The organism is Saccharothrix longispora (genome assembly GCF_030852425.1).
GTDB lineage: Bacteria > Actinomycetota > Actinomycetes > Mycobacteriales > Pseudonocardiaceae > Actinosynnema > Actinosynnema longispora.
Map to the genome: position 1 here is coordinate 25,493 of NZ_NSDM01000013.1, position 12,728 is coordinate 38,220.

12 protein-coding genes are annotated in these 12,728 nt (G+C 72.7%); 7 read left to right on the forward strand and 5 right to left on the reverse strand.

From position 1 onward, the window contains the following. Nucleotides 1-5: 5 nt before the first annotated feature. Together CKY47_RS27210 and CKY47_RS27215 are read right to left on the reverse strand one after the other, a co-directional pair. Nucleotides 6-449 (reverse strand): roadblock/LC7 domain-containing protein, encoded by a 444-nt coding sequence (locus CKY47_RS27210; RefSeq protein ID WP_306749143.1) that lies wholly within the window; start codon nt 447-449, stop codon nt 6-8. Next, nucleotides 446-3,028 (reverse strand): nitrate- and nitrite sensing domain-containing protein, encoded by a 2,583-nt coding sequence (locus CKY47_RS27215; RefSeq protein ID WP_306749144.1) that lies wholly within the window; start codon nt 3,026-3,028, stop codon nt 446-448. The genes CKY47_RS27210 and CKY47_RS27215 overlap by 4 nt, the downstream gene beginning before the upstream one ends. A 330-nt stretch (nt 3,029-3,358) precedes the next feature. On the opposite strand from CKY47_RS27215, the gene CKY47_RS27220 reads away from it, so the two are divergent. Next, nucleotides 3,359-3,775, forward strand: a complete 417-nt coding sequence (locus CKY47_RS27220) for a DUF485 domain-containing protein (protein ID WP_306749145.1) — start codon at nt 3,359-3,361, stop codon at nt 3,773-3,775. Next, nucleotides 3,775-5,352 carry a monocarboxylic acid transporter gene (locus CKY47_RS27225; protein WP_306749146.1) on the forward strand — a complete coding sequence of 526 codons (1,578 nt, stop codon included), beginning with the start codon at nt 3,775-3,777 and terminating at the stop codon, nt 5,350-5,352. Before CKY47_RS27220 ends, CKY47_RS27225 begins: the two co-directional genes overlap by 1 nt. Before the next feature lie 10 nt (nt 5,353-5,362). Here the strand turns inward: CKY47_RS27225 and CKY47_RS27230 are convergent, their stop codons facing one another. Further along, a complete protein-coding gene (locus tag CKY47_RS27230; protein ID WP_306749148.1) occupies nt 5,363-6,211 on the reverse strand; it encodes an ATP-grasp domain-containing protein in 849 nt (282 codons plus the stop codon). Then, nucleotides 6,208-6,465, reverse strand: a complete 258-nt coding sequence (locus CKY47_RS27235) for a hypothetical protein (protein ID WP_306749427.1) — start codon at nt 6,463-6,465, stop codon at nt 6,208-6,210. The genes CKY47_RS27230 and CKY47_RS27235 overlap by 4 nt, the downstream gene beginning before the upstream one ends. Before the next feature lie 210 nt (nt 6,466-6,675). Between CKY47_RS27235 and CKY47_RS27240 the strand changes: the two genes are divergently transcribed. Next, complete coding sequence (locus tag CKY47_RS27240) at nt 6,676-8,271, forward strand: DUF885 domain-containing protein (RefSeq protein ID WP_306749149.1); 1,596 nt, start codon at nt 6,676-6,678, stop codon at nt 8,269-8,271. A gap of 29 nt (nt 8,272-8,300) precedes the next feature. After that, a complete protein-coding gene (locus tag CKY47_RS27245) occupies nt 8,301-9,275 on the forward strand; it encodes a quinone oxidoreductase family protein (RefSeq protein ID WP_306749150.1) in 975 nt (324 codons plus the stop codon). A gap of 83 nt (nt 9,276-9,358) precedes the next feature. Here CKY47_RS27245 and CKY47_RS27250 read toward each other — a convergent pair whose 3' ends face one another. Continuing rightward, nucleotides 9,359-9,952, reverse strand: coding sequence for an FKBP-type peptidyl-prolyl cis-trans isomerase (locus CKY47_RS27250; protein ID WP_306749151.1), 594 nt, complete (start codon nt 9,950-9,952; stop codon nt 9,359-9,361). 222 nt (nt 9,953-10,174) lie between these two features. Between CKY47_RS27250 and CKY47_RS27255 the strand changes: the two genes are divergently transcribed. The 3 genes from CKY47_RS27255 to CKY47_RS27265 are packed head-to-tail and all read left to right on the forward strand — an operon-like array spanning nt 10,175 to nt 12,557. Then, on the forward strand, nt 10,175-11,182 hold the full coding sequence (locus tag CKY47_RS27255; protein ID WP_306749152.1) for a hypothetical protein: 1,008 nt from the start codon (nt 10,175-10,177) through the stop codon (nt 11,180-11,182). A gap of 6 nt (nt 11,183-11,188) precedes the next feature. After that, nucleotides 11,189-11,836: a hypothetical protein gene (locus CKY47_RS27260; RefSeq protein WP_306749153.1), complete on the forward strand. Its 648-nt coding sequence runs from the start codon at nt 11,189-11,191 to the stop codon at nt 11,834-11,836. A 58-nt stretch (nt 11,837-11,894) separates the two neighbouring features. Continuing rightward, entirely contained in the window at nt 11,895-12,557 is a 663-nt protein-coding gene (locus CKY47_RS27265; RefSeq protein ID WP_306749154.1) for an HD domain-containing protein, read from the forward strand. Nucleotides 12,558-12,728 lie beyond the last annotated feature (171 nt).

The window sequence follows — 12,728 nt, forward strand, 5'->3', positions numbered from 1 at the left end:
CCACCTCACGCGGAAGGGCGGGCCATCATCCGCTTCGCGCCGTGGAGCTGAGCGCGCAGCTCTGGGGTGAGGAGCTGGCCGACCTGCTCGACGACGACCGTCATCTCGTAGGCGACCTGCCCCACGTCGGCGTCCGGCGCGGCCAGCACCGCGAGGCACGAGCCGTCCCGGATCGACATCAGCAGCATGATCCCGTACTGCATCTCGATCACCGAGCGCAGCACCGCGCCGCCGTCGAAGCAGTGCGACGCCGACTCCGTGAGGCTCGCCACGCCGGCCGCGATGGCCGCCAACTGGTCCGCCCGGTCGTTCGGCAGCCCGTTCGACGCGGTGAGCAGCAGGCCGTCCACCGAGATCACCACGGCGTGGGCCACCCCCGGCACGCGCTCGGCGAAGTTGCCCACCAGCCAGCCGAACCGGTCGACCTGCCGCGACTTCTGCGTGCTCATCCACTCTCCTGCCCAGCTCTGTTCCCACCGGATTCCCGCTCACCTTGCCGGACGCCGGTCTGGTAGCTGGCGAGGAAACCGCGTGTCGCCTGCGGATCCCTCCGTACGGGTGCCACCACATCGGGCGCACCCGGCCGTTCCGGCACAAGGTTGGTGCGGGGCCGCCTCTTCGGCAGCCCCGCCGGGTTCTCGTCCACGGGCGCCTCCCCGCGCTCGTGGGTGTCCGCGGCGCGGTGCCGCGCGGGTTCCGCGGGGCTCGACGGCGCCCTGGTGCCGCCGAACCAGACCGACCCGGCGCGCCCGGGGCCGTCACCGGCGGGCGTGGCCGGGGTCGGCGCGTCGGGGGCGGTGGTGCCGCGGAACGGCGCCCAGCCGTCCTCCTCCAGCGGCACGACGGGAGGCAGGCCGGGCTTCGGCAGGACGGGCTGCGGCAGCGACGGCCGGCCCGAGCGCGGCGGCAGGTCCACCGCCGCGCCGTCGGGGGGTCCGGCGTGCGGCGCCGCCCGGTGCGCGCCGGGCACGGGCAGCCGGCCCGGACCCGGTCGGCCCACGACCGGCAGGGGACCGGACGGCGGTCCACCGGCCTGGGGCTGTGCCAGCCGCTGCGCCACCGGACCGCCGACCTGGGCGGGCACCGGGCGCGCGGGTGCCGAGGAGACGGCGCGGACCAGTTCGGCGGGCAGCGCCACGACGGCGCGCAGGCCGTCGCCCTGCTCGCGCAGCACGACCTCGATGCCGTGCCGCCCGGCGAGCCTGCCGACCACGTACAGGCCGAGCTGGCGGGACACCGGCAGCTCGCCGGACTCGTCCTCGGCGGCGAGCGCGATCCGGCGGTTGGCCTGCGCCAGGTCCTCCTCCGCCATGCCGACGCCCAGGTCGACCACGTCGACCAGCACGCCCCCGCCGGGGCGCGGCCGGCCGCCCACCACGACCTGGGTGCGCGGCGGCGAGAACGTGGTCGCGTTGTCCAGCAGCTCGGCGACCAGCCGGACCAGGTCGCCCGCGGCGTAGCCGACGACCTCGACGGACGGCGTGGTCTGCACGACGACGCGCTGGTACTGCTCGATCTCGGACGCGGCGGCGCGCAGCACGTCGCCCAGCGGCACCGGGCGGGTGAAGCGGCGGGCCACGTCGCTGCCGGAGAGCACCATCAGGTTCTCGTTGTTGCGGCGCATCCGGGTGGCGAGGTTGTCCAGCTTGAACAGGTTCGCCAGCTGCTCGGGGTTCTCCTCCTGGCGCTCCAGCTCCTCCATGAGCCGGAGCTGCCGCTCCACGAGGCCCTGGCTGCGGCGGGACAGGTTGGTGAACGCGTTGCGCATGCCGGTGCGCAGGGCGGCCTGCTCGGCCGCGGAGCTGACCGCCTGCCGGTGCACCGCGTCGAACGCGCGCGCCAGCTGGCCCAGCTCCTCCCGGGTGTGCACGGGCACGGGCTCGACGGTCACGTCGTGGGCGCTGTTCTCGCGCAGCTGCGCGACCAGCGCGGGCAGGCGGTGCTCGGCGACGTCCAGCGCGGCGGTGCGCAGGGCGCGCAGCGAGCGCAGCAGGTAGCTGCCGACCACGAAGCCGATGGCCGCGGCGGTGAACAGGGACGCCAGCAGGATCACCGAGGCCGCGCCGGCCAGGTCGGACGTGGAGTCCTGGAGGCGGGACGCGGTGGTGTCCAGCCGCGCCTCCAGGCCGCGCATCACGACGCCGAGCTGCTTGAGCGTGCCCTGCGAGCCGCTGTTCCACTCGTCGACGTCGACGTCGCGGACCGCGGCCGGGTTGGCGCGCACGTCCTGGAGGACGCGGTTGCGCACGTCGACGTCGGGGCCGGAGACGGCGGCGCGGTAGTCGGCCTGCTGCTCGGGGGTGGCGACCGCGGAGAAGTCGGCCAGCTTGTCCTGCTGGCGGGTCCAGGACTGCTCCAGCGAGGTGCGCTCGGTGTCGAGCAGGGAGCCGCGGCCGGCGCCCGCGAGGACGACGGCGTGCTGCCAGGACACCTGCTCGCCCGCCATGGCGAGGTTGTGCAGGGCGGTGGCCGTGCCGGACAGGGCCGGGTCGCCGAAGTCGCCGACCATGGCCTGGTCGAAGTCCATCAGGGCGCGCAGCACCACGCTGTAGCCGCCGATGCCGCCGGAGAGGTCGACGCTGCCCGCGAGCACCCGGTCGCGCAGCTGCGGCAGGCCGTCGAGCTGCACGACCACGTCCCGGTACCGGGCGGCGGTGACCTCGCCGAGCGTGCTGGTGCGCCCCATCAGGTTCTTCACGCCCGCGGCCGCGGTGTCGGTGGCGCGGGTCAGGTCGCGGTAGTCCCGGGCGTCGACGCCACCGTCGTCCGCGCGCCGGGCGGCGAGGGCGCGTTCGGCCTGGACGCCCTCGATCAGCGGGTCGAGGCCGGCGCGCAGCGTGACGAGGCGCTGCATCGCGGAGTAGTTGTCCGCGCTCGTGACGTAACCGCGGATCTGCACGAGGCCCGCGCCGACGGCGACGAGGACCGGCACCGCCAGCACGGCGGCGAGCTTGACCGGCAGACGCCAATTCCGCCAGTCCGCGACGGCTCTCCACCACTGCCCGCGCGCGTTGTTGTCGCCAGTCACCAGACAAGCCCCGGAAAGTCCGTAGTTGTTTCACAGTCGAACGACGCCGCAACCTTTTCGGCGCGGACGGGCGGATGTTGCTGCGCGATAGTAGGTGGTGGACAGGCGGGGGACAACGACCTTGCGGTAGGTCCTCATCCGATCGGCGGAGCGTGACGGTCGGAAGTTTTCCGGTTAACCGCGCAAGCGGGGGGCCGCTGCCGGCCAGGGCCGGTGGTCGTGTCCAGGTCGGCGGGGGCGTTGACTAGCCGGCCGGCGCGGTTACGCTGAGCGCCCGCCGGCTGCCGGAGCACCCCGTTGCGCGGCGTGCACAATTCCCGTGGAGGATTGATGACGAAGGCGATCCTGCCTCCGACGGATTCGCGACACGCCCGCGGCGGACGCGGCTTCGCCACTTTCGACGAACCGCCGCCGCCGTTGTTGGTCGACGAAGCGGGAGAACCGGACTTCGTCGCCCTTCGCGACAGCGCCGATTTCCAGGAGCTGCGCCGACGAACGATGATCTTCGTCGTGCCCGCCACGTGCGGATTCCTGCTCTGGTACCTCGGGTACGTGTCGCTGTCGGCGTGGGCGCCGGACTTCATGGGCACGCCGGTGCTCGGGGTGATCAACGTGGGCCTGCTGTTCGGCCTGCTCCAGTTCGTCACGACGATCGCGCTGACCCTGGCGTACGCCCGCTACGCGCGGCGCAGGCTGGACCCGCAGGTGGCCGCGGTCCGCTCGCTCACCACGGAGGACCGCGCCTGATGGGCGGCAACACCGCGATCAACCTCGGCGTCTTCGGCGTCTTCGTGCTGATCACCCTGTTCATCGTGTACCGCGCGGGCAGCCGCAACTCGACGGCGGCGGACTACTACGCCGCGGGGTCGAGCTTCACCGGGCCGCAGAACGGCATCGCGCTGTCCGGCGACTTCCTGTCCGCCGCGTCGTTCCTCGGCATCTCCGGCAGCATCGCGGTCAACGGCTACGACGGGTTCCTCTACTCCATCGGCTGGGTCGTGTCCTGGCTGATGGGCCTGATGATCATCTCGGAGCGGCTGCGCAACACCGGCCGGTTCACCCTCGGCGACGTGCTGGCGTTCCGGATGCGGCAGCGGCCCGTGCGCGCGGCGGCGGCGAACGTGACGCTGGTGATCTCGCTGTTCTACATGATCGCGCAGATGGCGGGCGCGGGCGCGCTGATGGCGCTGCTGCTGGACGTGCACACCAAGGGCGGCCAGGCGGTCGTCATCGCCGTGGTGGGCATCGTCATGGTGCTGTACGTGCTGCTGGGCGGCATGAAGGGCACCACGTGGGTGCAGATCATCAAGGCCGTCTTCCTGATCCTGTGCGTGACCCTGATGACGGTGTTCCTGCTCGGCAAGTTCGGGTTCAGCCTGTCGGCGATCCTGGAGACCGCGTCGCGCAACACCCCGCTCGGACCGGAGGTGCTGGAGCCCGGAGCCCGGTACGGCGGCACCACGCTGAGCCGGCTGGACTTCCTGTCCCTGGCGCTGGCGCTCGTGCTGGGCACCGCGTCGCTGCCGCACGTGCTGATGCGCTTCTACACCGTGCCGAACGCCCGCGAGGCGCGCCGCTCGGTGGTATGGGCGACGTGGATGATGGCGATCTTCTACCTGTGCACGCTGGTCATCGGCTTCGGCGCGCTGGCGCTGGTGGGCGCCGAGGACATCAGGTCCGCGCCGGGCGGCGAGAACTCCGCCGCGCCGCTGCTGGCCTACGAGGTCGGCGGCGCGGTGCTGCTGGGCGTCGTCAGCGCCGTGGCGTTCGCGACGATCCTGGCGGTGGTGGCGGGGCTGACGCTGACGGCGTCGGCGTCGTTCGCGCACGACGTGTACGCCAACGTGATCAAGCACGGCCGGGCCGACCCGAGCTCGGAGGTCCGCGTCGCCCGCCTGACCGCGGTGGTCGTGGGCGTGCTCGCGATCGCCGGCGGCATCGCGGCCAACGGGCAGAACGTCGCGTTCCTGGTGGCGCTGGCGTTCGCGCTGGCCGCGTCGGCGAACCTGTCGACGATCATCTACTCGATGTTCTGGAAGCGGTTCAACACGCCGGGCACCCTGTGGGCGGTCTACGGCGGGCTCGGCTCGTGCATCGTGCTGATCGCCTTCTCCCCCGCGGTGTCGGGCACGAAGACGTCGATCTTCCCGGACGTCGACTTCGCCTGGTTCCCGCTCGGCAACCCGGGCCTGGTCTCGATCCCGTTCTCGTTCCTGTGCGGCTACCTGGGCACGGTCCTGTCGAAGGAGGAGCCCGACCCGGTCAAGCAGGCCGAGATGGAAGTCCGCTCCCTGACCGGCATCGGCTCGGGCCTCCGCCCCTGACCCCCGAGAGTCAGCGGGAGAGGGCGGTTCGGACGGCGGAGGCGAAGCGGAGCGGGGCGGTGGGGTCGTTCTGGCGGAAGCCCAGCGAGGGTTCGACCAGTTCCAGCTCCATCAGCACCGGGGAGCCGGTCGCGTCGGGGACCAGGTCCACGCGGGCGTAGAGCAGCTCGTGGCGGGGCACGGAGAGCAGGGCCGACGCGGCGTCCAGGACGTCCTCGGCCACGCGGCGCTGGGCCGGGGTGGGGGTGGCGCCGGAGAGGCGTTCCAGGACGTAGAGGCCGGACTCGTCGTACTCGGCGTCCGGGGTGAGCATCGCGCCCTTGGCGAAGGCGTGCGAGTACTGGCCGCCCAGGAACACCACGGCGGTCTCGCCCAGGGAGTCCACCCGGGACTGGTACGGCTGCACGAGCGCCGGGCCGTCGAGGGACGCCAGGTGTCGCGCCGCCGTCCCGTGGTCGCCCGCCGCCACGCGCAGCACGCCCCGGGAGCCCGCGCCGACCGCGGGCTTGACGACGAACTCGCCGTCGGGCCAGTCGGTGAACCCGGGGGTGGCCAACGCGGTCGGCACGATCGGGACGCCGGCCCGCGCGAGGTCCACCAGGTACGCCTTGTCCGTGTTCCACCGCACGACGGAGGCCGGGTTCACGAGGCGGGGTTGCGCGTCGCACCACGCCAGGAACTCGGGCAGCCGCTCGGGGTAGTCCCAGGTGGACCGCAGCACGACGAGGTCCGCGTCGAGCGGCGTGCCCCACTCGGCCCACGCGGCGTGCACGCCGACGTCGGCGAGGGCGTCGATCAGCGCCGCGTCGTCGCCGTCGCCCTCCGGCAGGGACGCGCAGGTGGCGAAGAGGACCTTCACCGGCCGGCCATCTTCCGCCGGTGGGCCGGGCCGATCTTCACCGCGGCCGTGGTCTCGCGGTCCCACTCGTGCTTCTCCACGTCGGCCGCCGCCTCGACGACGGCCTCGGCCGTCGCCACGTCCGGCAGCACGACGTCGCCCATCGCGCCGTCGTCGCCCACGAGCACGATCCGCGCGCCGGCGCGGCCGACGTTCTCCACGACGGCGCGCACGGGCTTGCCGTGCGCGGCCACGAAAGCGGACGCGGTCTTCACACCGCGCTCGACCTTCCGGGGGTCGACCTTCCTGTCCTCGCCCTTGTCCTCAGCACCCTTGTCCTCAGCCACCCGCCCAGACTAGAACCTGCCGGTAACTTCCGTGCCGTGAGCGGCCTCACCCGGCCGGGGACGAACGTCAACGGGCAAAGCCGAACGGGCACCGCGCCGCCGCCCGAACCGACTGACCTGCGGGTAACTTGCGTGGTCGTGACCGAAACCACGAGCCTCGACCAGCTGGTCGCGCAGTTCCTGACCTGGCACTTCGACCACAACCCGGGGATCGCCGCGATGCTCGGCTCCCCGGCCCACGACCACACCCTCGGCGACTTCGGCGCCGCCGCGTTCGCCCGGCGGGACCGCGAGGCCGGCGCCTGGCTCGACCGGTTCGCCGCGGTGCGGACCGACGACCTGGAGGGCTCGGTGGACCGGGACCTCGTGATCTCGGTGCTGCGCGGCCTGCGGGCGAGGGCGTCCTGGCCGGAGTGGCGGCGCGACCCGTCGGCCTACACCGGCGCCGTGTTGTTCCCGCTGTTCACGGCGTTCCTGCACCGGTTGCGGCCGGAGCCGGAGCTGGTGGCGAGCGTGGTCGGGCGGCTCGCCGAGGTGCCCTCGGTGCTGGCCGCGTGCCGCGCGAACCTGGACCCGGGGCTGGCGTCGGCGAAGATCGTGCGCCGGGGCGCGGCGCAGGCCAGGACGGGCCGGGCGTTCCTCACCGGCACGCTGCCCGCCGAGGTGTCCGACCCGGCGCTGCGGGCGGAGTTGGCCGAGGCCGCCGAACCGGCCGCGCGCGCGTTCGACGAGCTGGCCGCGTTCCTCGACGAGTTCGAGACCCGGGCGGCCGGCGACTGGCGGATGGGCGAGGAGCTGTACTCGCGGTTGCTGGTCGACCAGGAGGTGCTGGGCTACGGCGCGGCGGAGCTGCACGAGCGCGGCAAGGCGGCGTACGCGGAGCTGGAAGCGGAGATGCGCGAGCTGGCGGGCCAGGACGACTGGCACGCGGTGATGCTGTCGCTCCAGGACGACTACCCGCCGACGCCGGAGGACATGCGCGCCGAGTACGAGGCGGAGACGCGGCGGGCGCGGGAGTTCCTGGCCGAGCACGGCCTGGTGACGCTGCCCGAGGGCGAGGACTGCCGGGTGGTGCCGTCGCCGACGTTCCAGCGGCCGGTGCTGTCGGTCGCCTCGTACATGTCGCCGCCGCCGCTGACCGACCGGCGGACGGGGCACTTCTTCGTGCCGTTCCCGCCGGACGGGTTCACCGCCGAGCAGACCGCGCAGCGGCTGCGCACGAACTCGCGGGCGCAGATGGCCTCGATCGCGGTGCACGAGGCGTACCCGGGCCACCACTGGCACCTGTCGTGGCTGGCCGCGCAGGACCGGCCGGTGCGCAAGGTGTTCCGCACGCCGTACTTCTCCGAGGGCTGGGCGCTGTACGCGGAGAAGCTGCTGCGCGAGCACGGCTACTTCACCACGCGCGAGAAGGAGCTGGCGCACGTCGAGGCGCGGCTGTTCCGGGCGGCCCGGATGATCGTGGACACCGCCCTGCACTGCGGCGACATGGGCGTCGAGGAGGCCGAGCACTTCATGACGACGAAGGCGTCGCTGACGCCCGGCACGGCCGCGGGCGAGGTGACGAGGTACTGCGCGTGGCCGACGCAGGCCCCGTCCTACCTGACGGGAGCGCTGGAGATCGACCGCATCCGCGGGGAGTACACGGGCTCGCTGCGCGACTTCCACGACACGTTGGCCGGTTCCGGCGCGCTGCCGCTGGGACTGGCGCGCCGGGTCGCGCTCGGCGGGTGACGGATCAGGACACGCACGGAGGAGCGGTTATGCCCAAGGCTGTGGTGGTGCGCGCGACCGGTGGCCCGGAAGCGCTGGAGTTCACCGACGTGGAGGCGGAGTCACCCGGCGCGGGCGAGCTGCTGGTGGACGTGGCGGCCGCCGGGGTGAACTTCATCGACTGCTACCACCGCGAGGGCCGCTACCCGCTGCCGCTGCCGTTCGGCATCGGCCTGGAGGGCACCGGTCGGGTGAGCGCGGTCGGCCCGGACGTGTCCGGGTTCGCGGTGGGTGACCGGGTGGCCTGGGCGCAGGCCCTGGGCAGCTACGCCGAGCAGGCCGTCGTGCCCGCCGCGGGCGCGGTGCCGGTGCCCGACGGGGTGGACGACGACACGGCGGGCGCGCTGCTGCTCCAGGGGCTCACCGCGCACTACCTGGTCGTGTCCACCTACCCCGTCCAGCGGGGTGACGTGGTGCTCGTGCACGCCGCCGCGGGCGGGGTGGGGCTGCTGCTCGTGCAGTTGGCGAAGGCGCGCGGCGCGCGGGTGGTCGGCACGGTGTCCACGCCGGAGAAGGAGGCGCTGGCGCGCGGCGCGGGCGCCGACGAGGTGATCCGGTACGACGAGGTCGCGGACTTCGCGCCGGTGGTGCGGGAGCTGACCGGCGGGGTGGGCGTGGCGGCGGTGTACGACGGGGTCGGCCGCACCACGTTCGACGGCAGCCTGGCGAGCCTGCGGCCGCGGGGCGTGCTGGCGCTGTTCGGCGGGGCCGGCGGCGCGGTGCCGCCGTTCGACCCGCAGCGGCTCAACGAGGCGGGTTCGGTGTTCCTGACCCGGCCGTCGCTGGGCGCGCACGTGGCGACGCGCGAGGAGCTGGAGTGGCGCGCGGGCGAGCTGTTCGCCGCCGTCGCGGACGGGTCGCTGCGGGTGCGGGTCGGCGGGCGTTACCCGCTGGCCGAGGCGCGGCGGGCGCACGAGGACCTGGAGGGCCGCCGCACGACGGGCAAGCTGCTGCTCGTGCCCTGAGCACGGGCGTCCGGGGCGGGGTCCCGGGAGCGGCGAGGGGGCCCGCACGTCGGCGGGCCCCCCTCGCGCGCGGTGGTGCGGGATCAGCCCTCGACCTTGACGGCGTCCACGACGAAGATCAGCGTCTCGCCGGGCTGGATGTCGCCCTTGCCGTTGGGGTAGCCCTTGTCCGACGGCACGACGAGCAGGCGCCGGCCGCCCTCCTTCAGGCCGATGAGGCCCTCGTTCCAGCCCTGGATGACACTGGCCTGGCCGATGTTGGTCAGCTCGAACGGCTGGCCGTTGTCCCACGACGCCTCGCGCGTGCGCTGGTCGCGGAAGGTGGCCAGCACGTAGTGCAGCGACGCGGTGGAGCCCTGCTTGATCTCCGGGCCGGTGCCCTCGGTGATGTCCTCGACGAGCAGCCCGTCCTGCGGGGTGCAGCCGGTGGGGACGGTGATGGCCGGCTTCTCGCCGGGCGCGCCGGTCACCACGTACTGGGCGACCTCGCACGGCGGGCCGCTGGGCTCGGGCAGGTCGGCCTCGCTCGCCCTGGTCGGGTCGGCCTGCTGCTGGGCCGTGGCGCTCGGGGTGTTGGTCAGGGTGGACGGCCGGTCGCTCGCCGTGCACGCGGTCAGCGCCAGACCGGCGGACAACAGGGAGACGATGGCCAGGGCCGTACGGCCGACAGTACGCATGGTTGCCGATGTTATGGGTCGACCCCGGGCGACCCACGGCAGGCCCCACCGGCAGGCCCAACGCCGGTCACCGTGCGCTGTCGTCGATCTACGAAATTATCCGCAAATGTGCCACTAACTACCGCTTCCGCCGTTGCCTACGCGCGCGTACAGTAACTGCGCGCACTTGATCGGATACCGAGGGCATTCGGCCGTTCAGGTGGAAGCCAAGGAGGTGACATCGTGTCCGCGGAGCCGCGGGGCGTCCGCAGCAACCTGTTACAGGAATTGTTCTGGACCCGTACGGGCTTGCTCCTGCTGACCCTCGTCGTGACTTCCGGTATCTGCCTGACCATTTCCAGCGCGATGGATCAAGGTGTGGCCCGGACGCTCGTCACCGCGCTGGGCACCGGCACCATGGTGTCCGCGGTGGTCGGGTTCGGGCAGACGCTCATCACCAGCTCCGCGACGCAGCGCGCCCTCGTGGCGCCGGTCGTCGAGGAGAGCCGGAAGGCGCTGCGCGAGCTGACCGCCGAGTACCGCGCGCTCGACCGCGAGTTCTTCCCCAGCCACGTGTTCGAGCCGACGGCGAGGCCCGACCCGGCGTTCAACCAGGTCATGATGCAGGACCTGGAGCGGACCCGGCTGTACGTGTTCCGCGGCTTCGCGGGTCGCTACGCGGCCTGCCGGCTGCTGCTGTCGCAGACGGAGTGCGAGCTCAAGGCCGTCCTGGCCGATCCACGGGACGGCGACGCGATCAGCGGGCGCGCCCGCTACCTGCTGCGGCACGAGGGCGCGGACGGCGACTACGACACGATCGTGGCCCGGTTGCGCGAGCAGATCCACGTCGGCCTGGTGGGCCTGTTCCTGGCCCGCGGGCGCTGCTCGAACATCGACCTGACGATCGTGTCGGACCCGCCGCTGGACCGGCTGGAGCTGTTCGACGACAGCGCCTGGCTGACCCTGTACAGCAACACCAGCGCGGGCGTGGTGCGCCTCTACCCGCGTACGCTGCGGTTCACCGAGGGGTCGTTCGTCTACGGGATGGAACGCACCGAGTTCCTGCGCATCAGCAATTCCAAGGCAGGGCTCCACATCTCCATCACCCCGGGCACCAGCCGGTTCGACTTCCTCGCCCTGTTCGAGAAGATCACCGGGACTCCGCTCACCGACGACGGGTTCCGAGAGCTGGAGGAGAAGTTCCACCGGTTCCGCAAAGAATTCTCCGCGTCCGCTCAGTTGGGGAGCTGATAAGTCGTGCCGACCGAGTCCACCGGGTTCTCCGCCCTCGCGGAACTCGCCACGCTCATCTCCGTGGCCGACCTCCCTGTCGTCGACCACTGGGGACACGTCGAGAGGCGTTTCCGGGAGTGGGCGGACCGCCCCGGGCTGCGGGAGGGGTTGCGCGGGCACCTGCGCGCCCTCTCACCGCAGGACGAGATGCGGGTGGTGGCCAGATCGCGCGAGACCACGACCCACTTCGCGTGGTGCCTGCGCGACGAGCCGGCCGAGCCCTTCACGTTCTGGCTGCACGAGTACAAGCCGCAGTGCGACTGGCGGCCGGGCTACGCCGACTCGATCCACAACCACCGCTACCACTTCTGCACCACCATCCTGCAAGGCTCCTACCTGCACGAGCGCTTCGACGCCGAGGTGGCCCACGACGACCGGGCGATCCTGGCGACCACGCTGCTGCGCAGCGCCCAGGCGGTGGAGGGCAACTCGGGCACGATGCTCGCGCACGAGTTCCACCGCATCCCGAAGGCCGCCGACGACACCTTGACGTTCCTGGTCAAGTCGCGCGCGGTGCGCCCGTGGAGCCTCAGCTACGACCCGGACACCCGCACGAGCCACCGCCACGTGCCGGTCGAGTCGAGGTTGGAGGTGCTGACGCAGAGTCTTTAGGCCCCATCGCGGTCCTGCGCGCGCTTACCATCGGCCCACCCGACACGGGAGGGGCCCGATGAGCACTGCCACGACGAACGGCGCCGCGACGGTCGCGACGAGGTCGATCACCGAGGTCGAGCGCGAGGTGTGGCGCCTGTGCCACGACCTGGCCGCCCGCCTCCAGTTCCACGGCTGGCACCACGTCAGCTTCGTGCGTGACAAGGCCGTCCACTTCGCCCGGCGCAACGGCTCCGACGTCGCGCTGGTCGAGGCGGCCGCCCTGGTCCACGACGTGAACTACATGGTCCGGCGCAACTCGCTGCCCGTGGACGGGCGCAACCTGCGCCTGGACATCCTGGCCCGCGCGGGCGTCCCGGACGACGTCGCGGCGCGCGTCGACGAGGTGGTCGAGGAGGCCGAGATGCGCACCCGCCACCGCGACATCTCGCCGGAGGCGCAGGCGCTGTCCGACGCGGACACCCTGTTCAAGGCCCTGCCGGTGACGCCGGTGGTGCTGGCCCCCAAGTACCTCGAGGAGAACGGGATCACGCTGCGCGAACTGGCGCACAAGATCGTCGGCGAGCAGCGGAACAAGCACGACGCGGGGTACTACTTCTACGACCCGGAGGCGGCGGCGACCTACTCCCGGTGGGCGACGGCCAACCTGGAGCTGTGGTCGTGCATCGTGGAGTCGCTGGACGACCCCACGGTGAACGACCTGCTCACGGCCGTGTCCTGAGGCGTCAGTCGTCGGTCGCCCGCAGGTCGGTGGTGCGCTCCCGCCTCTTCGACGGTCCCGACGGGCTCGACGAAGTCGCGCGGCACCGGCCTGCGCCCCTCTCCGGATCGACGGGGCGCGGGGGTCGGCGCGGGCACGCCGAACACGTTTGTCCGCAATCATGCGGAAAGG